This window comes from Candidatus Litorirhabdus singularis, from assembly GCF_026262625.1.
Lineage (GTDB): Bacteria > Pseudomonadota > Gammaproteobacteria > Pseudomonadales > Halieaceae > Litorirhabdus > Litorirhabdus singularis.
The window spans coordinates 441947-467340 of sequence record NZ_SHNN01000002.1; the positions used below are offsets into that span (position 1 = coordinate 441947).

The following is a 25394-nucleotide window of genomic DNA, read 5'->3' on the forward strand; positions in this document are numbered from 1 at the left end:
ACAAGCCAGGCCCAGTTAAGCAGGACTGAATTAAATGGTAGCGGCAGGAAATAACGATGCAGTAAAGGCAGTTGGGGCAACCGGCGCAGATCGGGTCGTAGCGGCAGCTGTCGACTTCGTCATCAGCTGGCCCAGCCTGATCGTTACTATAGGTATAGCACTGATACTTGGAGCCGGCGTCTTTTTGCCGACGCTGGTCACCGATACTCGTCCCAATGCGTTTCTGGATGCTGATAATCCAGCTCTGGTATACCGCGAGCAGGTGAAGCAACAATTCGGCCTTAGCGACCCACTGATTGTAGCCGTCCAGAATGAATCCGAAGGCGGCATCTACAACTCGCAAACTCTCAATTTGGTTCAGTGGTTGAGCGATGAAATATTCGACCTACCCAATGTAGACGCCGCATCTTCCTTTAGTTTAGCGACCGAAAAGAGCATCACCGGCAGCTCTGAAGGGCTGGAGGTAGAATTACTCTTTGAGGATCAGCCCGGTAGTGCTGAGGCTGCGCAGGAGCTGCGCCAAGTGTTGGATAGCATGCCTGTTTACCAAGGCACGCTGGTATCCAGAGATGGCAGTGTCACTCTGCTGGTCGTAGAGCTGGAAGATGAATTTCAGGTAGAGCAAACTTATCAAAGCATTATGGATGTCATTGCCCGTGCTCCGCTGCCTGATTCGGTGAGCTTGCATGTGGCAGGTGAGGGCGCAATAGCGGGGTTCTTGGCGCAGTATATTGATGCTGACGCCAAGCGCCTTAATCCCCTGGCCTGGGTCATCATCATGTTGATTTTGTTCGTGGCCTACCGCCGGTTCAGTCCGTTATTGATGGCCAATGTGATTATCGCCGCATCAGCGGTGATTAGCCTGGGCGTTATGGCAGCGAACGATATTCCATTTTTTATGATTACCAGTGCGTTGCCCGTGATTCTCATCGGTATATCGGTGGCAGACACCATACATATTTACAGCCATTACTTTGACACTCAAATCGGCGCTCCCGAGCTCGAGACTAAACCTCTGGTGATGCAAACGATGCTCGCGATGTGGCGTCCTATTACCCTGACATCGCTGACGACAATGGCCGGCTTTATGGGTTTGTACTTTGCCGCTCTGATGCCACCTTTCAAATATTTTGGTCTATTTGCAGCGCTGGGTGTTTTTGTCGCCTGGGCCTATTCAATGACAGTGTTACCGGCAGCGATGGTGTTGCTAAAACCGCAGGCAAGCCCCGCGTTCTCTGCGGCAAGAGAAGGTGCTGGCAGCGACCTGTTTTCAGGCCTTATGCGCCTCATGCAGCGTATTTCGCTGGGATCGCCGCGTTTGATTTTGAGTGTCTTTGTTGTGATATCCCTGGCAGGAGCCTATGCGGCCAGCCAACTCAAGGTGGACGAAGAACCAATAACCATTTTTGACCCTTCAGAGCCAATATACCAAGCAGACGCGGTGATTAACCAGCATATGGACGGCTCCAATGCACTGGATATTGTCGTCCAGACCGACGCTGCGGAAGGGCTGTTTCTCCCGGCAAATATGCGCAAAATTGAAGCCCTGCAGAACTATGCAAAAAGTCTGCCGCATGTCGGTGGTGCTATATCCATTATTGATTACCTTAAGCAAATGAACCGCGCGCTTAATGATGGCGATCCCGAGATGTATCGTCTGCCCGATTCTGCGGAGGCGGTCGCGCAATACTTTTTGTTATATTCAATATCGGGCGACCCGTCTGACTTTGAAGAAGAAGTCGACTACGACTACCAAACAGCCAACATCCGCGTCAATATAAACTCCGGTAGTTATCAAAAGTTCAAACCGATTGTGGAGCAGCTGCAAGTCTATATAGATAATGAGTTTAACGATGACGGCATTCAGGCAAACCTGAGTGGCAGGGTAAACCTTAACTATCACTGGATCAGCGACCTGGCTCGTAGTCACTATTTGGGACTGATGCTGGCGTTGGTGCTGGTCTGGGCAATGGCTTCGTTGTTGTTCAATTCAACACTGGCGGGAGTTTATGCTCTGATACCAGTCGCTGGTTCGGTATTATTGGTGTACGCAGCAATGGTGATTGGCGGGCTTGAACTGGGCGTGGGTACGTCCATGTTCGCCGCCGTTGCGATTGGGCTAGGTGTCGACTTTGCGATCCATACCTTGTCGCATCTACGCAAAATACATCGGGAGAAAGCCGATCAGTCTGCTGATATTTTTACCGCCTTTTACCAGACAACCGGTAAAGCGCTGCTGTTTAACTTCCTGGCGATTGCCTGTGGCTTTGGCGTACTCATCATCAGTAGCGTCAGTTCCCTCAATAACTTTGGCGGGATTTTGGTCGTGGCGATAGCGAGTAGTTTCGTGGCGAGCATGACTTTGTTGCCGGCGTTGGTTTATTTGTTTCAACCTGCCTTCATTAGCGGGACACTAACAGGTGCGTCAATTAGTGGTTTGAGAGTGCGAACGCTACTGGTCACGGCGGCAGTGACTGTTGTCGCATTCATTGCGATTGGCAGTAATTCGGCGGCTGCTCAACAGGTCGGCGAAGCTACACATTTAGCGCCTGCCGACGAAATTGTTTCTCGTATCAATCAAGTGGACGACGGCGGCTTTGTCACCCGAAAATTGACGATGCAAATGGTGGACAGGCGCGGCAAGATAAGAGAGCGCCAAACCATTATCTACCGCAAAGACTTCGAGGATGAGACCAGAACAATATTGTTCTATCTACAGCCAGCCAATGTCCGAGATACAGGGTTCTTAATTTGGGATTATGCCGATAACGAACAGGACGACGACCAATGGCTGTATGTACCTGCTTTACGCAAGGTGCGGCGGATATCTTCAGCTGACCGCGGAGACTATTTTCTGGGAACCGATTTTTCTTATGAAGATATAAAACAGGATGGGAAGCTGGAGCAGCGTGACTACTCGTTTGAAACCCTGGCAGCCGAGCAACTTGATGAAGTGACTACCTATCGTCTGCTGGGGACTCCGCGCTCCCCGGAAATCGCTAAAGAGCTTGGTTATTCACGTGCTGAGTTTTGGGTGGATCAAGCCAACTGGGTTATTGTTCAGTCCAAGTTTTGGGGCCTGAAGGGAAAGCCGCTGAAGACACTAACCGTATCCGACATCCATCAGGTTGATGGCATCTGGACCCGACATCGTTTGGTTATCGACAACCATAAGACAGGGCATAGCACTCGTTTCGTTTTTTCTGAAGTGGATTACCAAACACCTGTCAATGAGACTCAGTTTAGTAAAAGAGCACTGGCGCGCGGTCATTGATGAGGTATTTCAAAGCGCTACTGCTGATCTTTGGTTTATCCTGCTCCGCCCTCAGCTTCGGCCAGGTGCTAGAGGCTCTGCGGCTGTCGAGCGCTGAAGAAAAGACACGTCTGGTATTGGATCTGAGTGCTTTGCCCAGCTACAGCATCGACAGGACAACAGACCCAGCGCAGTTGCTTATAGATATTGAAGCGACCAGCCTGGGGGACTCTATTGTTTTACCTGAGTTGACGGGCTCTGCTCTGAACAACATAGCTCTGCAAACTCAAGATAGCGCTGTGCATGTTATCCTGGATCTGGTCCAGCCTGAGCTGGTTATAGATGATTTTCTGCTAGGGCCGCATCTATTGCGCGGTAACAGGCTGGTATTGGATTTTTATCCAGCCAGACCTACTAGCATTGCCCCCCTTGCTGCGCCGGCTGTAGTTGTCGAAAAGGTGCCAGAGAAAAATCAAAACGTTGTTACTGAGGTACCGTCAGAGAGTTCACTACCAGCTGAAAGTACCGACGAGATTGCGGCGCGTGCTCCAGCAAAAGCTTCATGGCCGTTTACGTTCAGCGGTACTTGGGAACAGGAGTGGGCTGGTTATACAGACGATGGCGACAGTCAAAAATTTGAGGCGACTATAGAGCCACGTGTGGACCTTGAATTGCCTTCCGGTGCCAGCATCACCACCATTTTTCGAGTGCGGCTAGACACCGTCGGAGACATCGGTCCAGAGGCCTCTCGCCCAGATAACTATTCAACGATCAATGGTCCCTTCTATAACGACGCACATGCCGAGCTCAGTCTGCGCGAGATGTACCTGGATGCGGAGTGGGGCGACAACTTTTGGCGAATTGGTAAGCAGCAGGTAGTTTGGGGGCAGGCTGACGGCATTAAAGTTCTAGATGTGGTTAATCCACAGAGTTATCGCGAGTTCATATTGGATGACTTCGACGACTCCCGTATTCCGTTAACCATGTTGAACCTGGAAATACCGCTGGCCAACGACAGTACGTTGCAGCTTCTGTGGATACCAGATACCACCTACCATGAGCTTGCTGAAGCAGACACTCCTTACTTCCTGACATCTCCCAAGTTAGTGCCGCAACCGGTGCCGGGATTGGAGACGCGAGTAGACAAAGCCAACAAGCCTGATGATTTTCTGGAGGACAGTGAAGCCGGCCTGCGATACTCAAGCTTCTGGGGGGGCTGGGATGTCACACTCAATTATCTTTACCACTATCAAGATTTCCCAGTGCTCTACCAGCAGTTAGAGAAGACTGCTACAGGTGTTGAAATGCTCATAACGCCCGAGTACGAAAGGAATCACCTGTTTGGTGGTACGTTGAGTAACTCTATTGGTACCGACCTGATATTGCGCGCTGAAATCGCCTACAACAGCGATAGCTTTCATGTTAGCTCTGCTATAGATGAGCAGGGGATAGGGCGCAGCGCCGAAGTTTCAGGGGTTGTAGGACTGGACTGGCAACTGACTTCCAGCACGCTGCTAAGCGGTCAGTATTTTCAGAGTAGCTTGCTGGATTATGAGCCGAGTATTCAAAGAGAAGAGAGCGAACGAAACATCTCCGCGTATCTTCAGCAGTTCTTCTTAAACGAAACGCTGCAGTTTTCCGGTCTTTTACTTTACTCAACCGATACTGAAGATACCTGGGCGCAGGTCAAATTGAAGTACATGCTGCAGAGCAACCTTGAAATATGGCTGGGAGCAGATGTGTTCAGCGGCGATGAAGAGGGTCTGTTTGGACAGTTTGAAGATACCGATAGAATATTGGTGGGCCTGGAGTGGGGCTTCTAGTTGATTTTACTAAGTTTACGATGGGATGAATGTACATGTTGAAGCAGTTTTTGTTAGGCGCGTTAACGGTTGCACTGGTTGGCTGCGGTGGGGGTTCCACCAGCGAGTCTCATGCTGAGGCTGCACGTTTACTCATAGCGCAGGGCGATTCCGCCGGCGCGGTTATCGAGCTGAAAAACGCTCTGCAACTGGATGGGGCCAACGGCGAGGCGCGCTTTCAGCTCGGCAAAATATATTTGGATGCCGGGCAGATATTGGAGTCTGAGAAAGAGCTGCGCAGGGCGGCGCAACTGGGCGTTAGTGATGATCAAGTACAGCCAGTACTGGCCAATGTGCTGCTGCCTTTGCGAAAATTTGAGGAGCTAGAGGGTATACAAATAGATACTCTTAGCGATGATTCGGCGGCCGAGGTCTTGACGATGCAAGGCCTGGCAAAATTGTCGGACGGCGAGCTAGACGCTTCAGCAGAGCTATTACAACAGGCATTGGAAAAAAATCCTGCGTCAATTACCGCGATGATTGCGAAGGCACGTCTGCACGGGGCTAACTCCGAGCTGAGCACTATGCGCGAGCAGTTACAGAGTGTATTGGAGCTTGATCCTGAAAATTCACAGGCATGGACACTGGTCGGCGATGTAGAACAGCAACAGGACCGCCGGGATCTTGCCATGGAGGCCTACGCCAGCGCGATCGAATACGGGAAAAGACCGCTGGATCCGCATCTGAAACGGGCCTACCTGCTTATTCAAGACGGCGACTTTGAGTCTGCGCAAAAAGATATTGACGTGCTGATGAAAGTTGCTCCAAACAACCCCAGTGTCAATTATGCTCAGGGGCTGATTTACTTTCAATCTCAGGAGTATGAAAAAGCCGTAACTGCATTTGCTGTGTCTGAACGTGATAAGAAAAATTTCCCCCTGGCGCTGCTGTTTGCTGGAACCTCACATTTTGTACTAGGCAGCAAGGACCAGGCTGAAGGCTACGCGAACCAGTTTCATGCGATAGCATCCGATAATGTTGCTGGTAGAAAACTACTGAGCACGATTATTCAGTCGAAAGGCGAGCATGAACGTGTTGAAAGCTTGATGAGACCGGTCATCGAGCGCTACCCCAATGATATTGACGGTTTGAACTTACTGGCCAATTCATTGATGGCCCAGAATAAGACAGACGAGGCTCTAGATCTCCTCGCAAAAGTCGCCGAACTGGCGCCAGACTCTTCTGCTGCGCAAATTCGTCTGGGCGCTGGCATGTTGGCAAGCGGAGATCAAAGCTCTGGTATAGCCAGTCTGCAATCCGCGCTCAAAATTGATCCTCAGTTTCAGCAGGCAGACATTTTGCTAGTGCTTAGTTATATGCAACAAGGTGAGACTGAGCAAGCATTGGCAGCGGCGAAGGAATACCGAACGCGTAACCCTGTCAGCGTAGCACCACTCAACTTGCTAGGGCGCGTCCATCTGGCAATGGGCGATGAGGCGCTGGCTAAGGAGAGTTTTGAGAAAGCCTTAACCATTGAACCCGGCGACCCGGCCGCACACAGTAATCTTGCTCAGCTGGCTCGAAACAGCGAGCAGCTAGATGTTGCACGGCAGCACTATGAACAGATTTTAAAATACAATGAAGACTTCCTTTCAGCCCTGGTGCAACTGGCTTCACTGGATGCTATGGCTAACGATGAAGCGGCGATGGTTAGCAGGCTGGAGCAAGCAATTGCTGCACATCCCGAAGCACTCGAACCGAAGTTGATTCTGGCGAGATACTATCTTTCTACGGATCGTGCGCAAAAGGTTCCAGTATTGTTCACCGAACTAGATAGTACTCTGCAAGATGTGCCGGCAGTCTTAAACGTTATTGCCCTATCTCAATTGGCAGAGAAGGATTACGCCGCGGCGCGCTTCACGCTGGAGAAGCTCAAGCAAGTAGCGCCGGGTTCGGCGCAGATGCATCATCAGATGGCTATGGCGCAAGCTGGTTTAAACAATCCAGAAAAGCTACAAGAAGAATTAGAGCAATCCATAGCGCTGGATCCTGAATATCTACCTGCGAGACTCGCACTAGCACGACTGCTTGTCTCTGCAGGGAAACTGGATGAAGCCAAGGTGCATCTCGGCTACTTGTCTGAGGTGGCACCAGATTTTCCTGATGTGTTATTTCTGGAAGCTTCTGTGGCGCGCTTGGAAGGCAAGCCAGACCAAGCGCTAGCAGCACTGCAGTTGGCGTTTGAGAAACTCCCGAATGAGACAACCCTGGTGGCTTTAACCGGGCAGTACAACGACATGCAGCGCAGTGACGAGGCTCACAAGCTACTGACGGGCTGGGTTGCAGACCAGCCACAGGACATATTGCCGCGTATGGCGCTGGCCGAATCCTGGTCACGGCGCGGGGCTACTGACAAATCGGTGCTGGAGTACAAAGAGGTGCTGAAGCTAGATGATTCAAACATGATTGCTCTGAATAATCTGGGCTGGCACTTAACAGAAACAGAACCCAAGTTGGCCCTGCGCTATGCGGAGCGGGCTAATACCCTAAGCCCTGATACGGCAGAGATTCTTGATACGCTGGCGATCGCGCAATTGAAGAATGACGACGTGCTGCGAGCGCAGCGAAGCATAGAGAGAGCGCTGGAACTGAGTCCTGAGCAGCCTTCCATTTTGTATCACTCCGCACTGATAGCGGTGGAGTCCGGGGATAAGTCAGCGGCCAGGGGCTGGCTGGTGCAGGCCATGGCAGTCGAGCAAGCGTTCCCAGAGCGCGCTGAAGCAGCGAAGCTGCTGAAGAGTATTAATTAGGCTAAGAGTATTACCGAGTTTAAGGGCTGACCATTGATCACGGCGCTAATGCCCTGGCGAGATTGGGGATTGGGCATTGCGCAGAGGAGCAAGCCCAATCTCTGTAACGGCTAGATTTTTATGCCGTACTTTTCCAGCATATTGTATAAGGTGGGGCGGGTAATCCCGAGCACGTTGGCGGCATCTGAAATGTTGTCGCTACAGTGGCGCAGCGCACGCTGTACTGCCTTGCGCTCGGCATCGTCGCGTATCTGCTTCAAATTGAATGGCATGGGCTCTGTGATATTCGCCTCAATTTCCAGATCCTCCAGCGTGATCTGGCTGCCCTCGGACATAATGACAGCACGCTTTATGCGGCTTTCCATTTCCCGCACGTTACCCGGCCAATCGTGGGACTCGAGCGCGAGTATGGCCTCTTTGTCGAAGCCGTTAACGTTCTTTTTGTAGTCGTCTGAAAACCGTTGCAGGAAACTCCTGGCTATAACCAGAGCATCGCCTTCGCGCTCTTTAAGCGATGGGATATCGACGGTTATTTCACTGATACGATAGTACAGGTCTTCCCTAAACGAGCCGTCTTTGATGTTCTCGCTCAGGTTTTGGTGGGTTGCACCTATTATTCGCACATCAACAGGGATTTCCTTGCGCCCGCCAACCCGCTCGATTACACGCTCCTGCAGAAAACGTAATAGTTTTGCCTGCAGCTCTAGCGGTAAATCGCCGATTTCATCAAGAAACAGAGTGCCACCATTGGCGTGTTCAATCTTGCCGATAGTCTGTTGAGTAGCACCGGTAAACGCGCCTTTCTCATAGCCAAACAATTCACTTTCCAGCAAGGTGTCAGGTATCGCAGCGCAATTGATGGCCACCATACGTTCGTTCTTCCGCGGGCTCAACTCGTGCAGAGCGCGCGCAAACAATTCTTTACCGGTGCCGCTGGCGCCGAGTAAGAGCGTAGTAATGTCCGAAGGTGCGACCTTTTCAATGGTACGGCACACTTTGAGCATTTGCGGGCTGGTGGCAATGATGCCGTTCAGTGGAGTGTGCTGCTGGTACTCCTGTAGCTTTTTGTTCTCCAGCTCAAGTTCGTAAACCTGATAGGCACGATCAACAATTAGAGAGAGGATATCGGCATCCACGGGTTTCTGGTAGAAGTCGTAGGCGCCCAGACCAATGGCCTTGATGGCGTTGGCCCGGTCATCGTCCCCGGTCACCACGATAACCTTGGTTGCTGGCGCCAATGCGAGTATCTCTTGCAGTGTCGCCAGACCTTCGCTGACACCGCCCGGATCTGGTGGTAAGCCCAGGTCACACAGCACGACGCCTGGAACATGGCGTCGTAACAGGTTAATGCCATCTTCTCGATTGCCTGCGATCACTACTTCGTAGCCTTCAAACGCCCATTTTAACTGGCTTTGCAAGCCCTCATCGTCTTCAACGACCAGGAGATGTCTATCCGCCTTCTTCACAAACTTATATCCTCGGAATCTTCAGCACATGGTATCACTATGGTGAAAATTGAACCGAGACCAAGGTCACTATTTACTGAAATATCCCCCCCCAAAGAGCGAATATATTCACGGCTCTCGAAAGCTCCTACGCCCATACCCGTGAGCCCCTTGGTGGAATCAAATGGCTTAAACAGTCGATTTTCTATGAACTCTGCTTCCATACCCTGACCGTGGTCCTCGACCAACACGATCGCCTGATGCTGCCCAGCCAGCAAAGTGACTTCAATGGGCTGATCTTTCAGGCTGGCTTCCTGAGCGTTCTGGATAATATGAGAAAACACAGTGCTCAACTGCTCTGCATCGGCCTCAACGACTAACGCAGCATCAATAATCTTTAGTGACGGGGAGGGCTCACGGGCTGCGCAACGTTCTACGATGTCGCCTAGCAGCTCAGCCAAATTCAGTGCCCTTGGCGAACTGCCGCGGATACCGCTGCGCATTTGTTCCATAAGCCGTGACATACGATCGACCGAGTTGCGTACGGTTTTGATCACGTCATCGACAAAAACCGGATTGTGTTTATGCTTTTCCGCGTTGGAGACAATCAGCGATTGCTGCGCAAGAATGTTCTTGAGGTCATGAACCACATAAGCAGAAAGCCGGTTAAAGGCTTCAAACTGGCGGGCCTGAACCAAAGCGCGGTTAGCATGGTATTGAGCCAGATGCATCGCCGCCTGCTGCCCGGCAACTTTCAATAGATCGCGGTCTTCCCAGTTGATGGACATCGATGTATCGGGTTCCAATAACAGCAACAGACCCAGTGGCTCTTCGTCGAAGATAAGCGGCACGATCAGCCAGAACCTTGGATCGTCCAATAACTTTTGCGGAATCGTCAGGTTTTCATAAATGCCTGGTTGACTGCGATATTCCTCCAAGTCTATAACCCAGCCGGTACCTTGAATAAACCGCGCAATATTATCTAACTCGTTTTCACTCAGCGAGATGCTTGCGCCTGCTTGCCACTGCTCAACGAACTCATAGCGTCCTGACTCCTGCTTGACCCAGAGTCTGCCGCCAGTGCTGTTAACGAGCCCGGCAACTGAAGTAATGACGCGTGCCGGAACGTTGTCCACTGCGCCTGCGAGGTTGCGGGTAAAGTTAGACCACTCATCACGGTAGTCGTACTTGAAGCTGAAAAAATGCTTGCTGAGCAATACCCGTATCTTGGCCCGAATGCGATCGGAGAACAGCATCACCACAAGCACAATACCGCTGGTACACAAGAACATGACTTGCACCACGCCGCCCCAGCTACCGCCGAAGTAGCGGATCAGGTAGCCGAACAAAGACATTGCCAGCAAATAGACGCCGGCGGCCATCAGGGTAAAAGAGTGGAAAACCACCTGTCGCGAAACGTGTATACGCAAGTCCCAGCTTGGATTACGTGCCACCGAAACGGCTATTAGCGGCGCTGCCAGCGCGCTAACTATACCCCTGATACTGACCAGGAACGGATTGACATGTCCGAGCAATAACGCCTCGGCATACAAGTAGAAATCGAACGCAAAGACAATACCCAATCCCACGCACATGTACTTTATGGCCCAGCGCTCGTCATTGGATGAATTGCGAAAGATCTGTTCTACAAGGACCAGAGAAACAATGGCTACAGACAGCCATACTGCGGGCTTGGCGGTGATGTTTATCCAGCCTATGAATGGAAATGCGCTGACAAAATACGGTAGCAGCACCAGCAATGAGAGCACCAGTGCAGCGAACAGTAACAGCAGGCTGCTATAACGAGTGGTTTCTTCGTCACCCCGCAGTTCGAAGATCCTGAGAAGCAGCAAGCACCAGCTAATGGAGCGACACAACTCGAAAAAGTCCATCACCACCAGCGGAACGGCCTGACTCCAGTAGGCCGCGGCCATCATGGCAGTCCATACCACTGTTGAGACACTGGCAAATATAACCAGAGTTGCAAATATTTTGCCGCGCCACGTGACCAGAAACAGCGCGGTCAGTATGAAGTAGGATACTGCTGCGAACAGATAGCCATAGAGGCCAATACTATAGGTCACAGAGAATACTCAGGTAGGCAATGCGCATGAGTTGCATAAAAATGGGTGGTTCCAATCAACTGTAATCCACTAACAGTAGCGGTCCCGCAGTAGCGTGTAAACACACAGCTAGGGCGTGTGGCAGTAAATTTGAAAAGTGTGAACTGTGATGCTGGTATTCTGATGCCGAATAAGGTTTTATTGCGTCCATGAAACAGACTATAGCTATTGTAGGACTAGGATACGTGGGGTTGCCGCTCGCCGTTGCGTTTGGGAAAAAGTGCGCGACTATCGGGCTGGACCTTAACGAGGACAAGCTGACGCACTATCGGGCGGGCAGAGACCCTAGCGGAGAAGTTGCCAAGGCGGACTTGCAGGCAGCGAGCCAGTTAACGTTTACCAGTGAGCCTGCTGATTTGTCCGTGGCTGATATCGTTATTGTCGTGGTGCCGACACCCATCGACGATGCACATAAGCCTGATTTGTCTCCATTGCGCGGTGCCTGTACTTCGGTAGGGGCACACCTCAAGCCCGGAGCTATCGTGATTTTTGAATCGACTGTTTACCCGGGCTGCACCGAAGAAGTCTGTGTGCCCATTCTGGAAAGTGCCTCGGGAATGAAGTGGCTGGGGCGGCAAGGTGCAGATGACAGCGAGGGAGACGATGGCTTCTACATCGGGTATTCACCAGAACGTATCAATCCGGGTGACAAGGTGCACCGGCTGGAAACCATTATCAAGGTCGTATCCGGAGATACGCCAAAGACACTGGACACCGTGGCAGCACTCTACGAGTCCGTCGTCGATGCTGGCGTGCACAGGGCAGCCAGTGTCCGGGTCGCAGAAGCGGCTAAAGTTATTGAAAATACTCAGCGCGACCTGAATATCGCGCTGATGAATGAACTGTCTCTGATCTTTAACCGAATTGGCATCGATACTCTGGACGTGCTGGAAGCGGCTGGGACCAAGTGGAACTTTTTGCCGTTTCGCCCAGGATTAGTGGGAGGGCACTGTATTGGTGTCGACCCCTACTATTTGACCTACAAGGCTGAAGCAGAGGGGCATGACGCCCAAGTGATTCTGGCCGGGCGTCAGATCAATGATGGCATGGGTAAATTTATAGGTGAGCAAACCGTCAAACGCTTGGCGCAGTTGGGCAAGCCTGTGACGGGTGCCACCGTGGTAATACTAGGGTTAACCTTCAAAGAAGATTGTCCTGACCTGCGTAACTCGCGAGTTATCGACATCATTCATGAGCTGCAGGAGTATCGCTGCAATGTGGTGGTGCATGACCCGCTTGCCGAATCTGTTGATGCTGAACGCGAATACGGCGTGAGTCTGACAGACTGGGACAATATTCCTGCCGCAGACGCTCTGGTGCTGGCGGTGCCGCATGCCCAATACCTGAATATGACGGTCTCAGATTACGGCAAGCTACTGCGCGAGGACTCTGTTTTGATTGATGTGAAGTCAGTGCTGGACCGCGACGAACTGGCCGCCGCGGCGATAGATGTGTGGCGGTTGTAAAAGCCTAGCGCCACATATGATCGGCGGTGGGGCTTTGCCCTAGATTGCGATTGACCGGCAGTAATTGTTCTTCATTAAGGCTTTCAATCACCTCACGAATATCATTTTCGCCAATTTCGTGCAGTTCCTCTACCATCCCATGCAGCATCAGTCGGCCACAAATAGTATTGATCAGTCGTGGAATGCCGCCGCTAAAACGATGCATATAGCTGAAAATAGAGGGATCGAAACTGGGATCCCCCTTCCAGCCTACCTGCGCCAGGCGATGTTTTACATACTCTTCAGTAAATTCCAGGGTCAGCGCCTCCAGGTGGCAGGCAGCGACGATTCTCTGGTGCAGCTGAGTCAGGCCCGGGGACAGCACGGTTTGGCGCAGCTCTTCCTGGCCGACCAGAAATATCTGTAACAGCGGTTCGTTGTTCTGTTGCAGATTCGTCAGCAGCCGCAATTCTTCAAGGGCATTGGCCGGCAAGTCTTGCGCTTCATCAATAATCAACAGCGGGCGTTTGCCTTCGCGGCGCAATTTAAGAAACAGGCCTTCCAGGTCATGCAGCAACAAGGCCTTCTGTTCCACTCTGCCATTCAACCCGAAATTCAGCACCACCAGTCGCAACAGGTCATCGGCTTCTATCTGGGTGCAGGCCAAGCTGGCAAATACGGTATTGCCGTCGGAAAGATCGTGCACCAGATCATCGATCAGGGTGGACTTGCCGGTACCGGGCTGACCGGTCACCATGACAAAGCCTTCGCCGCGGTGCAGCGCATACTGCATGTAGGCTTTGGCCTTTTTATAGCTGGGATGCCGATAGCACAGGCGTGCATCTGGGCTCAGGCGAAAGGGCTCTCGATCAAGGTTATAAAATTCTTCGTACATAATGTCCCATTTAACGTGCTAACTATCGCACTATCTCATGCCGCATGTGAGGGCGGTCACATTCCGCGCAGTGCGCGGATGAGTCAGCCGACGAAATTGCTATACTCGAAAGTGTACTTATACTCTGTCTGCATTCAATTATACAACACTCGAAACAAACAGAATGTGATGGCCGTCAAAACTATGTGGCTTTTACTGCTTAAATGACAGCTTATTAGTGCTTATAGTGCCGCTATCGCGCAGGATGTCGTAGATAGTGCAAAAGTCTTAGAGATTGAATCAGGGAGTTCAGGGAATGTGTGGAATTATCGGGTATGCCGGTAACAAAAATGCCGCGAATGTTGTGATTTCAGGGCTCAAGCGCCTCGAATATCGCGGTTACGACTCGGCCGGTATAGCCCAGGTCTCGGCCACTGCCGGTCAACCCCTGCTGCTGGTCAAAGCGGCAGGTAAAGTGGCGGAGTTGGAAGGGCAGTTGGGTAAGCAACTTGATAACCCCACTGATCAGCAGGCCTCGGGCCTTGCGATAGGGCATACCCGCTGGGCGACTCATGGCGAACCTACGACTGAGAACGCTCATCCTCATTTGAGTCAGGATGGTAATTTTGCTATTGCCCACAACGGTATCATCGAGAACTACCTGACCCTGCGTAGCAAGCTGACGCAAAAAGGCTACGAATTTATCAGTGAGACTGACTCGGAGGTTATTGCCCACCTCATTCAGGATGTTTACGAAGGCGACCTGCAGGCCGCCGTCATGACCACTCTGGGACAGTTGGAAGGCACCTATGGCCTTATCGTTGTGTCATCGCTGCATCCAGACACACTGATCGCCGCCCGTAATGGCAGCCCAGTGGTTATCGGTATTGGCCAGGGCGAAACCCTGATTGCCTCGGATATAAGCGCACTGATTAGCCACACCAAGCGGGTGGTGTACCTGGATGATGGCGACGTAGTCACCGTGTCCAAGGACAGCTTCGACATAACCTCATTAAAGAACGTACCAGTATCGCGCGACGCAACTGAGATTGACTGGAACGTTGAAGAGATAGAGAAGGGCGGTTTTGACCACTTTATGCTCAAAGAGATCTACGAGCAGCCGACAGCTCTGACCAACAGCCTCCGAGGTCGGCTAGACCTCAAAGGCGCCACTGCAAAGCTCAGCGGCATGCAGCTGGGCCCGTCAGACCTGGCCCATATTGATCGTATTACTATAGCGGCCTGCGGTACCTCCATGTACGCCGGTATGGTCGGCAAGTATCTTTTCGAAGACTTTGCCAGCATACCCACCGATGTAGTGCAGGCGGCGGAATTTAGAGATCGCAACCCCATTATGCAGCGCGACTCCATGATGCTGGCGATTAGCCAGTCAGGCGAGACTGCCGACACACTAGCAGCAGTGAGAGAGGGCGTGCGTAAGGGTGCCACCATATTGGGGCTCTGCAACGTAGTTGGCTCTACTATTGCCAGAGAAACCGGACGCGGCGTCTATCTGCATGCCGGTCCTGAAATCAGCGTTGCATCCACCAAAGCGTTTACCTGTCAGGTAGCCGTATTGGCCATGATGTCGGTGTTACTCGGCCGTACCCATCGAATGTCTGCCGAGTCGGCCAACCGTGTTATCAGCGAACTGACCCGGCTTCCGGAGCTGGCTCAAGCGGTAATCGACCAGGAAGACAAGATTGCCAAGATTGCTGAGAAGTATGCCCATATTGAGCACGCCTTCTTTATAGGCCGCGGCTATTTGTTTCCGGCAGTAATGGAGGGCGCTTTAAAGTTGAAGGAAATCTCTTATGTTCACGCCGAGGGTTACCACGCGGCCGAGCTGAAACATGGCCCCATCGCATTATTGACCAAAGACATCCCGGTCATCGTTGCGGTGCCCGAGAGCTCTGGCAAAGCCAAAACCATTGCCAATATGCAGGAGTGCCGTGCTCGTAAAGCTCCAGTACTGGCAATTGCTACGGCTGGCGATACCGATATTCACGCCCACAGTGATGACATTATAGAAATACCGCGCTGTGAAGAGTTTGTGGCGCCTATACCCGTAGTCATAGCAGAACAGCTGTTTGCCTATCATATGGCCCGACTGCGCGGCTGCGAGATCGACCAGCCCAGAAATCTTGCTAAGTCGGTCACAGTTGAGTGAGCCTGCGGTAGGCAGGGGAAAGCAACGCGTGCTAGACTAAAAAAAGGTTCTCAAGTTTCCCAAGGTGGGTTAAAAATGCACAAGATATCAATGCCTTATCTCAAACCGTTAGGGGTGTTCCTAGCTGTGATGCTAGTAGCAGGCTGCAGCTCTAATCAGTATCCACCTGTGTCGGCGGACCAGCGCTCGGTAGAGGTCGATTATGACTACGTTATTGGCGCCGGTGACTCAATGGAGATCTTCGTCTGGGGTAACCAGGAGTTGACCACCACGGGTATCGTGCGACCCGATGGTAAGTTCACCACCCGATTGGTAGAAGACTTAGAAGCGAGTGGAAAGACATCTACCGAGCTGGCTCGTGATATCGAAGAGGCCTACTCCGAGTATGTGAAGAGCGCTGTCGTCAGCGTTATTGTGAAGAGCTTCAAGGGTGTTCCAGTGCAGCAGGTGCGGGTGATTGGAGAAGCCTCCAAGCCTCTCAGCGTGCCATTTAATAAACACATGTCTTTACTCGACCTGATGATCGCGGTAGGTGGCATGACGGATTATGCGGCGGGTAATAAAGCAGTATTAATCCGCAGCTTCGAGGGCAGGGAAGACACTTTTGGACTGCGCCTGGATGACCTAATAAGAGATGGTGATATCAGCGCCAACGTTACTCTGTTCCCCGGTGATATCGTGATTATCCCCGAGTCTTGGTTCTAAGCGAGTAGCCTTCAATGCAAGATATATTGGCACTAGTATATACCTACGCCCTTGGGGTCTGGCGCTTCCGCTGGCCCGCTTTGATATGTGCGTGGGTACTTTCCATAGCCGGGTGGATATTTGTCTACCAAATGGAAGATGCCTACCAAGCCACAGCGCGTATTTACGTAGATAACAACACTGTATTGGGGCCTTTGCTACGCGGGCTGGCGATTCAGCCCAATATCAACCAACGCCTCAGCCTAATGACCAGAACTCTCCTAAGCCGCCCCAACCTTGAAAAGCTGATGCGAATGACCGACCTTGACCTTGAGGTTCGCACCGAAGCAGAAGCAGAGGAGTTCCTGAATGAGTTCCGTAAGCGTATTTCCATCAAGGGAGACAGACGTAACCGATCGCTCTATTCTATTTCATTTGTGGACGAGGAGCGCGATACGGCCAAGCGAATTGTGCAAGCGCTGATTACAGTTTTCATTGAAAGTTCACTGGGTGATAAGCGCGAAGATAGTTCAGACGCACAGGCTTTTCTCGATGAGCAGATTGCCGACTATGAAATCCGCCTAATAGAGGCTGAACAAAGACTGGCGGACTTTAGACAACGTAACATGGGTACGCTCGATGGAAACGCAAGTGGCTATTACCAGAGGTTGGCTGGAGCCAAAGAGCAACTGGAAGTGGCCCAGCTGCAACTGAACGAGCTGAGGAACCGCGGCAAGGAGTTACGCCGGCAGTTGGACGGCGAGGAACCGGTCATGCTGTCCAACTCCGGCGGGCAATCCAGTAACTCGCCGATCGATGCGCGGATAGCAGCACTGCAAGTGTCGATGGACAACTTGTTGTCGCGATACACGGAAAAGCATCCGGAGGTAAGACAAATACGAGCGCTGATAGCCGCATTAGAAGTCGAGCGCGCGCAGGAAATAGATCAATTGCTGGCTGGGGACACAGACAGTTACTCGGGAATGGTTACCAGCCCTGTTTACGAAGGTATGAGAGCCATGCTGGCTGAGACAGAAGCCAACGTTGCGTCACTTGAGACACGAGTGCAAGAATATGACCGACGAGTCAAGGATCTTGAAGATAAGGTTAGCAATATTCCTGTTATTGAGACGGAACTGAAACAACTTGATAGAGACTACGGTGTTATTCGTGGCCAGCACAGCAAGCTTCTACAGCGCCGGGAATCAGCCTTGATGTCGCAGAAGGTAGAGCAGAACGCGAACGATGTGACGTTTAGAGTAATTGACCCTCCATTCGTTCCTACTCGCCCAAGCGAACCTAATAAACTCTTGCTGAGCGCAGCGGTGTTGTTCGCTGGAATAGGCGCAGGGATAGGTATCGCCTTACTGTTGTCGCTACTCAATCCTCGGATTTACGAACAAAGAAGTCTTTCTAATCTTACCGGACTGCCTATGTTAGGCACTGTTTCGGTGATCGAGAACGCAACACAAAAGCGTCAAAGTTTGATTGCCCTGACAACCTTTACGGGATTAGCTGTTCTCCTATTTGCAATGTTTGCCGGGGTAGCGGCGATAACTCAAGGAATGGTGCCTGGCGTATGAGCATAATCGAGAAAGCGGTTGGCAAGCTCGGCGACAAAGTCCACGAGTCTAGAAAGATTGAGTCGGAAGTGGCGGACACGGAGAACCCTGTTTCGCTGGATAACAAGGTGCTGTCTGCGCGTGATATACCAGCTGATGTTGAAGGCAGCGCCCCTGACAGATCATTGCAGTCGGAAACCAGGCTCAGAAAAGATGTACTTCAGGTAGCGGCTGGGAAAGCGGGCTCTCTCCCTGAAATAGACCAAGGCCTGCAGCCTGACACTCGGGTCCGGACATCGACAGCAGCAGCTTATGCAGTTCAATCCGAGTCGGAGTCGCAGGCGACTGCATCATCAGGCGAACTGGTTATTCAGATTCCCTTTGACCGGCTCAGTGAGAGAGGAATGATCACGCCGCAGGCGCCACGCGCGCAGATTGCCGAGGAGTACCGGGCAATCAAGCGCCCGTTGCTCATGAATATCAGTGGCCGTGGCGCGACAAAAGTAGACCACTCCAATTTGATTATGGTCACTAGTGCTTTGCAAGGTGATGGCAAGACATTTTCAGCGATTAACCTAGCACTGAGCATTGCTATGGAGCAGGACAAAACGGTGTTGTTAGTTGACGCTGATGTGTCCAAGGCATCCGCGGGCAACATGCTGGGAGTACCGGATTCACAGCCAGGCCTAATTGATATTCTTGAGGGCAAAGGTTTGTCGGTACGCGATGCAATACTCAAGACCAATATCAGTAATCTGCGCATTCTACCGGCTGGTAACCTACATGAAAGATCAACCGAGTTGCTCGCCTCGGAAAGGATGCGTCAACTGATGCAAGAGCTATCTGAGCGCTACTCTGACCGCGTTATAGTGTTCGACTCGCCGCCGTTGCTGCTGACCAGTGAGGCTGCCGTATTGTCCAATGTGATGGGGCAGATTGTCTTTGTAGTGGGTGCCGCTTCTACGCCGCAGTCGGCAGTAAAAGATGCGGTTGGCAGGCTGGGTGAGGACAAGGTTATTGGCATGGTCCTGAATAGAGCTAGCCGATCGCGCCTGGGTAGTTACAACAAGGGTTATGGCTATGGCTATGGCTATGGCTATGGTGAGGGTGCACGCAAAGGGAGCGAGACAGATTGAGAGTGGCACTTGCCAGATTAGCCGTCTGTATCGTCGGCTCGGTTTACGCATGCTCAGGTCTGGCGGCAGAATGGACCCGCTCTCTTAGCATCGCTCCCAAACTGGTGCTTACCGATAATGTCTGCCTTGAAAGTGAAAATCCACAGAGTGAGTGGGTAGCCAGCGTAGTTCCCAGGGTAGGTGTTAATGGCAAGGGGGCCCGTGCGACTTTTCGCCTGTATGGTGGCCTTGAGTTCCACTCTCTGGACAACAATAAAAATACCTGTGGCAGCAGCGGTCTGGCCAACAACCGCGCCAAGTCGCCTATTCCGTCCTGGGGTGCAATTGCAACCAGTGAACTGGCGAGGGATTTGTTTTTCTTTGATGCAGGGGCCCGCGGCAGTACCAATAATGTCAGTGAGTTTGTGTCCGGTAGTGACGATGCGCTTAACCGTTCAGGCAACTTGAACATAACCCACAGCTACTATGTTAGGCCCTACATCGATACTCGCTTAAAAAGCTTCGCACAACTGTATCTCGCCTATCAGTACGACGACCAAATCAACTCTTCCGATTTGGTGGGGGACAGTACCAAAGAATCCGTCTCACTGCGCCTGAGCAGTATCGCCAGCGCTATCTATTGGCGGATTAATGGAAGCTGGAACGAACTCAGGTACGACCGGCCGGCTTCGACTAGTGAACTGGCTTCATTAAGCGGCACCGTTGGCACCAATATTAATCGAGAGCTGTCTATTAACGGGACCATCGGTAAAGAATACAACGATTACTTAGCTCTCGCCGATGAGATAGACGGCGAATTCTGGGACGTAGGTTTTGTGTGGACTCCGCACTCAAGATTTACGCTAACTGCAGGCATCGGCGATCGTTTTTATGGGCCTGCGCCACGCTTTAGTGTGTCGTACCGACATAAACGGCAGTTGTTTGTAGCCGGTTATTCTCGCACCTTGAGCTATACGCGTGATTTGAGAACGCTGGATGAGAATAGCAACCAGGACATATTGGTCGATGAAAGTGGTGACGTCGGGGCCGACCCTGAAGAGATCAACCAAGGGCAGCCAACCACGCTTAATCGCGCGCCCATTCTTAATGACCGTTTTTACACCAACTATCGCTATCAGGGCAAACGCTCGTCTTTTTCACTGGGTGCCAGCTATTCTGACCAGACGCGGGCGGGTGCAGGTAATGATGTAGCCTTTACTAGGGTAAATGCGGGTATTGGCCGCACACTCACGTCAAATTTGAGTGTAAGGGCTAATGCATCGTGGTATGAGTACGCGCCCGATACCTCGGACGGGTCGCTGCGAACTGAATCCCAAACACGACGAATCGGCTTTTCGCTTAACAGAAAGTTTGCACAAAAAACCAGTGCTTCGCTTAGTTATCAGTACACTGAGAGAGAATCAGACTCGGATTTCAATAACTACCAGGAAAATCGATTAACGTTGTCGGTTCGATTCGCTTACTAGGCACTCAGTAGATATGACCTCCATTGAGCCGAACTCGCCAAAACCGCCTGTTGTAAACGCAATGACGGTTGATGTAGAAGACTACTTTCAAGTATCCGCGCTGGAGGCAGTGTGTCCTCGATCCTCGTGGTCATCCAGTGATTACCGGGTCAAGAATAACGTTTATAGAATCCTTGAATTGTTCGAGTCACACGATGTCAAAGCCACCTTTTTCACGTTGGGCTGTATCGCAGAGGAGTATCCGGGCATGATCCGGGAGATGGTTGAGGCGGGCCATGAAATAGCGAGCCATGGCTGGGATCATGTGCGCGTTAGCCAGCAGCAACCGGAGGAATTTCGGCAGGATGTTACAAGGACCCGCAAGTTACTGGAAGATACTTCAGGAGCAGCGGTTACCGGATACCGCGCTGCGAGTTACTCAATCAACGAGGAAAACCTGTGGGCCCTGGATATTCTGGCAGAGTCAGGGTATCTCTATAGCTCAAGTATCGTGCCGGTAAAGCATGATCTATACGGTATGCCCGAGGCGCCACGTTTTGCGTTTGATGCAGCCGGCGGTGCATTGCGTGAAATACCCATCACGACCGTCACTATAGCGGGCAAAAATATCAATTGCGCGGGAGGCGGATGGTTCAGGTTGTTCCCTTACGCTTTCTCACGATGGGCTCTGCGACAGGTCAACGAACAGGAAAACGAATCTGCTGTTTTCTACTTCCATCCGTGGGAGATCGATCCACAACAGCCCCGCTTCAAGAACCTGGCGCTCAAAAGCCGTTTTCGGCACTACCTTAACCTTGAAAAAATGCAGCCACGGCTTGAGCGGCTGCTGGGAGATTTTCAGTGGGCAAGAATGGACCAGGTTTTTATGGATGCTGACAAATGAGCCAGTCTGAGCCACAGGTAGTTGCGCTAGAGTCAGGCAACCTTGAGGCCTGGGACGAATACGTACGGGCACATTCTGCCGGCAGCTTTTTCCATCTGTCTGGTTGGAAGCAAGTATTAGAAGAGGCGTTTGGACATAAAGCGCACTTCATCTGCGTTGTAAATGACGGCGTTATTGAAGGTCTATTGCCGCTGTTTCACATGAACAGCTTGCTCTTTGGCAGCTCTTTAAGCTCATCTCCATTTTGTGTCTACGGCGGCATTCTGGCATCTTCAGAGTCAGCGGAAAACCTATTGCGCGAAGCGGCCTGTGAGTTAGCAGGAGAGCTTAAAGTAGACGCGCTGGAGTTTCGCAACACTGAACCCAAAGCTGCGGACTGGAAAACAAAGGATCTGTACTACACCTTTCGCAAAGCCATTGCCCCTGATGTTGACGCGAATATGAAGGCTATTCCCAATAAGCAACGAGCCATGGTTCGCAAAGGCATCAAGGCGGGTTTACACAGCGAAGAAACTGGTGATTCCAGCAGGCTCTACCGAGTCTACTCTGAAAGTGTAAGAAACCTGGGCACTCCTGTTTTTACCTCACGTTACTTTCAGATTTTGCAGAAAGTGTTCGGCGATGCGTGTCGTATCTTGATGATTACCCAAGAAGATAAAGATGTGGCGGGGGTACTCAGTTTCTATTTTAAGGGCGAGGTGTTGCCCTACTATGGCGGCAGTATTGCTGCCGCGAGATTTATAAAGGGCTGTAACGACTTTATGTATTGGGAGCTGATGCGGCGCTCTTGCCAGGAAGGGCTGACGAGCTTCGACTTCGGTCGCAGCAAAAAAGGCACGGGGCCGTTTAGCTTCAAGAAGAACTGGGGCTTTGAGCCAACGCCACTTTACTATCAGTATTTTCTGGTCGAGGCAGAGCAGATGCCCGATGTGAACCCTTTGAACCCCAAGTACAAACTAATGGTAGATACATGGAAGAAGTTACCGCTACCCGTCGCCAATCTGATTGGTCCTTTTTTGGCCAAGAGCCTGGGTTGAATTAGACTGATGCGCGCGGTAATTATGAGGCCCCCAGCCCTGTTGTTAGTCACTTTCTATCTGCTGCTACTTGCCATTTATTCAGATACATTTTTTTCCATGGTTAGTATCTGGGAGAACTCCCAGACTTATGCGCACGGTTTTCTAATTATCCCCATTACCTGCTGGCTTATCTGGGAGCGCCGGGAATATCTAGCTCAACTCTCACTCAAGCCTGAGTATCTAGCGGTGCTACCTTTAGCGGGCGCTGTACTGCTATGGTTACTGGCTTTTCTCGTGGATGCGCTTGTCATTCAGCAATTCGCGCTAGTCGCTATGCTGATCTGCGGTACCTGGTTAATATTGGGCCGGTCCGTGAGCCTGGCCATTGCCTTTCCCCTGGGTTTTCTGTTTTTTATGGTTCCGGTCGGTGATGATCTGGTGCCGCCCATGATGGAGTTCACTGCCGACTTCACCGTCGCAGCTGTCAAACTTAGCGGTATTCCTGTCTATCGAGAAGGTCTGTATTTCTCTTTACCGACCGGTAACTGGAGTGTGGTCCAAGCCTGCAGCGGCATCCGCTATTTGATCGCTTCGCTAACACTTGGTTGCCTCTACGCATATTTGACCTATCAAACGATCTGGAAACGAAGCCTGTTCATAATCGCGAGCATTATAGTGCCGGTGTTGGCGAACGGCTTACGAGCCTACATGATTGTTATGATTGGACACTTTAGTGGTATGGAACTTGCCACTGGTGTTGACCATTTGATATACGGCTGGGTATTTTTTGGCATCGTCATGTTGATATTGTTCAGTATTGGTTCAATTTGGCGCGAGCCAGCTCCCAGTATGGATACACCTTTAGATGGACAGCTAACCGAGGGTCGTCCCAAGCAGCTTATCGCCGGGTTGGTAGTTGCTTGCGCCACATTGATGCTAGCTCCGACACTGCTCTCTTTGCGGGCAGACCCTGTGGTTTCGACCGTGGCGTTATCGTTACCTCAGCGCGCTGATCAATGGCAAGCCGTTTCGGGAAACCCCTTGCAATGGCGGCCGGCGCCAAGAGATGTTGATCGGCAAGCCCTGCAGTATTTTAGTAACGGCGATAAATTGGTCGGATTGGGTCTGCAGCAATTTTATCAACAAGAGCAGGGCAGGGAGCTGGTGCGTACTGGCGATTTCTGGTTTGACAAGTCCCTCGCCTCATCTCGTTTTGCTGGAAAAGGCTGGGAAGAGATTTCGATAACTGATGACATTAGAGTAAACGCCAGAAAAATTAGAGTTCGCGTGGGTGGCGACAGTGGAAATGCGATGCTTACTATTTATTCCTGGTATCGCATTGGTGAAAACTATACGGCTAACGCCTACGTAGCAAAGCTATTAGAGGTGTGGAGCTTTCTCAGCTTCGCTGAACCGCAGGCTGTGCAATATTATTTGGTGACAAACCAGACATCACCGCCAGGTGGCGAGCGAGCTGTTATTGAGTCATTTTTGAGTGACGCGCTACCGGAAATCAACGCGGCCTTGTTTGAGCCCGGAGCGCAGTGATATGGCGACGGGGGAGGCCAGACCGTTGATTGTGCACGTGCTGTATTCACTTGGCGCGGGCGGCCTCGAGAACGGGCTTATCAATATCCTCAACCGCATGCCAACAGAATGTTATCGACACGCTATCGTATGTCTTAAGCAATCAGGCGAATTCGAGGCACGCATAACTGCGGATATCACCGTCTATTCACTCAACTGCAAAGAAGGCCACGATATCGGGCTTTACTGGCGCTTCTGGTGCCTGCTACGCAAGCTGAAGCCAGCGCTGGTGCATACACGCAATATTGCTGCTCTGGAGATGCAAGCACTGGTTTTTCTTATGCCAGGCGTCAAGGGCGTACACGGCGAGCATGGCAGAGATATTTACGATGTTGCCGGAGAAAATACACGCTACCGCTATCTACGTCGGGCTATGAGCCTTTTTGTGGACCGTTTCATTACCGTTAGCCAGGACTTACAGGCCTGGTTAATCGACGAGGTGGGCATTCCCGCGCGTAAAATTGTGCAGATCTACAACGGGGTCGACACGGTTAAATTCGCACCAAAACCAGTGTCTCAGATCGCATCTCCGGATACCGACAGTGAAAGCGCTCCAGTAGTGCATATTGGTACGGTAGGTCGCTTAGCCGCCATCAAGGACCAGGCGTCATTACTCAAGGCCGTGCATCAACTCCTTCAAGCCCAGCCGGCTCTGCGCAACACCATCAGCGTAACGCTGGTAGGCGATGGTCCTCTGCTGCAGGAGTTGAAGTTACTGGCCAAAGAACTGGTGCTGGATGACATTGTCATCATGGCCGGAAACCGGGACGACATTCCGCAGTTGTTACAGCAGCTTGATCTCTTTGTACTGCCGTCTCTGGGCGAGGGTGTCTCCAATACAGTTCTGGAGGCTATGGCCACAGGCTTACCCATCATTGCCACGGCAGTGGGTGGCAATTGCGAGCTGGTCAGTGATGGTGTTAATGGTTTATTGACGCCCGTCTGCGACGTAAACGCTTTGGCCGACGCTCTGGGTGACTTGATTACTGATGCGGATAAGCGCCAGAAAATGGGTCAAGCCAGCCTAAGACTCGTTAAATCCGGGTTTAGTTGGGCGCGCACAGTCGAACAATACAAAGCTGTTTACGATGCTTTACTAGCAACACCGGGTGATCACGCCCGAGCAGGAGTCTAG

Annotated in this window: 16 protein-coding genes; 13 read left to right on the forward strand and 3 right to left on the reverse strand. The window is 51.6% G+C overall.

Annotated features, from left to right (window positions below; genetic code table 11):
- Positions 1 to 34: 34 nt before the first annotated feature.
- Genes EYC98_RS10415 through prsT form a run of 3 tightly spaced genes read left to right on the forward strand, consistent with a single transcriptional unit; the run spans position 35 to position 7865 of the window.
- On the forward strand, positions 35 to 3274 hold the full coding sequence (locus EYC98_RS10415) for an outer membrane lipoprotein-sorting protein (protein WP_279245280.1): 3240 nt from the start codon (positions 35 to 37) through the stop codon (positions 3272 to 3274).
- Complete coding sequence (locus tag EYC98_RS10420; RefSeq protein ID WP_279245281.1) at positions 3274 to 5076, forward strand: DUF1302 family protein; 1803 nt, start codon at positions 3274 to 3276, stop codon at positions 5074 to 5076. The genes EYC98_RS10415 and EYC98_RS10420 overlap by 1 nt, the downstream gene beginning before the upstream one ends.
- 35 nt (positions 5077 to 5111) lie before the next feature.
- Complete coding sequence (prsT, locus tag EYC98_RS10425) at positions 5112 to 7865, forward strand: XrtA/PEP-CTERM system TPR-repeat protein PrsT (RefSeq protein WP_279245282.1); 2754 nt, start codon at positions 5112 to 5114, stop codon at positions 7863 to 7865.
- Positions 7866 to 7975: 110 nt separating this feature from the next.
- Here prsT and prsR read toward each other — a convergent pair whose 3' ends face one another.
- Together prsR and prsK are read right to left on the reverse strand one after the other, a co-directional pair.
- A complete protein-coding gene (prsR, locus tag EYC98_RS10430) occupies positions 7976 to 9331 on the reverse strand; it encodes a PEP-CTERM-box response regulator transcription factor (protein WP_279245283.1) in 1356 nt (451 codons plus the stop codon).
- Positions 9328 to 11394, reverse strand: coding sequence for an XrtA/PEP-CTERM system histidine kinase PrsK (prsK, locus tag EYC98_RS10435; RefSeq protein WP_279245284.1), 2067 nt, complete (start codon positions 11392 to 11394; stop codon positions 9328 to 9330). Before prsK ends, prsR begins: the two co-directional genes overlap by 4 nt.
- A 188-nt stretch (positions 11395 to 11582) precedes the next feature.
- Here prsK and EYC98_RS10440 point away from each other — a divergent pair, with 188 nt between their 5' ends.
- A complete protein-coding gene (locus EYC98_RS10440) occupies positions 11583 to 12899 on the forward strand; it encodes a nucleotide sugar dehydrogenase (protein ID WP_279245285.1) in 1317 nt (438 codons plus the stop codon).
- Positions 12900 to 12903: 4 nt separating this feature from the next.
- On the opposite strand, the gene EYC98_RS10445 is transcribed toward EYC98_RS10440, so the two are convergent.
- The gene (locus EYC98_RS10445; RefSeq protein WP_279245286.1) at positions 12904 to 13773 is read right to left on the reverse strand and encodes an AAA family ATPase; all 870 of its coding nucleotides are present in this window, start codon (positions 13771 to 13773) and stop codon (positions 12904 to 12906) included.
- 295 nt (positions 13774 to 14068) lie between these two features.
- On the opposite strand from EYC98_RS10445, the gene glmS reads away from it, so the two are divergent.
- The 9 genes from glmS (at position 14069) to EYC98_RS10490 (ending at position 25394) form a co-directional block, all read left to right on the forward strand.
- A complete protein-coding gene (glmS, locus tag EYC98_RS10450; protein WP_279245287.1) occupies positions 14069 to 15922 on the forward strand; it encodes a glutamine--fructose-6-phosphate transaminase (isomerizing) in 1854 nt (617 codons plus the stop codon).
- Between the two features lie 75 nt (positions 15923 to 15997).
- Entirely contained in the window at positions 15998 to 16627 is a 630-nt protein-coding gene (locus EYC98_RS10455; RefSeq protein ID WP_279245288.1) for an XrtA/PEP-CTERM system exopolysaccharide export protein, read from the forward strand.
- A gap of 14 nt (positions 16628 to 16641) precedes the next feature.
- Positions 16642 to 18189 carry an XrtA system polysaccharide chain length determinant gene (locus EYC98_RS10460; protein WP_279245289.1) on the forward strand — a complete coding sequence of 516 codons (1548 nt, stop codon included), beginning with the start codon at positions 16642 to 16644 and terminating at the stop codon, positions 18187 to 18189.
- The gene (locus tag EYC98_RS10465) at positions 18186 to 19304 is read left to right on the forward strand and encodes an XrtA-associated tyrosine autokinase (protein ID WP_279245290.1); all 1119 of its coding nucleotides are present in this window, start codon (positions 18186 to 18188) and stop codon (positions 19302 to 19304) included. Before EYC98_RS10460 ends, EYC98_RS10465 begins: the two co-directional genes overlap by 4 nt.
- Positions 19305 to 19306: 2 nt before the next feature.
- Positions 19307 to 20770 carry a TIGR03016 family PEP-CTERM system-associated outer membrane protein gene (locus tag EYC98_RS10470; RefSeq protein ID WP_279246072.1) on the forward strand — a complete coding sequence of 488 codons (1464 nt, stop codon included), beginning with the start codon at positions 19307 to 19309 and terminating at the stop codon, positions 20768 to 20770.
- Positions 20771 to 20831: 61 nt separating this feature from the next.
- Positions 20832 to 21653: an XrtA system polysaccharide deacetylase gene (locus EYC98_RS10475; RefSeq protein WP_279245291.1), complete on the forward strand. Its 822-nt coding sequence runs from the start codon at positions 20832 to 20834 to the stop codon at positions 21651 to 21653.
- A complete protein-coding gene (locus tag EYC98_RS10480) occupies positions 21650 to 22690 on the forward strand; it encodes a FemAB family XrtA/PEP-CTERM system-associated protein (protein WP_279245292.1) in 1041 nt (346 codons plus the stop codon). The genes EYC98_RS10475 and EYC98_RS10480 overlap by 4 nt, the downstream gene beginning before the upstream one ends.
- Before the next feature lie 24 nt (positions 22691 to 22714).
- A complete protein-coding gene (gene xrtA / locus EYC98_RS10485) occupies positions 22715 to 24220 on the forward strand; it encodes an exosortase A (protein WP_279245293.1) in 1506 nt (501 codons plus the stop codon).
- Between the two features lies 1 nt (position 24221).
- Entirely contained in the window at positions 24222 to 25394 is a 1173-nt protein-coding gene (locus EYC98_RS10490; RefSeq protein WP_279245294.1) for a TIGR03088 family PEP-CTERM/XrtA system glycosyltransferase, read from the forward strand.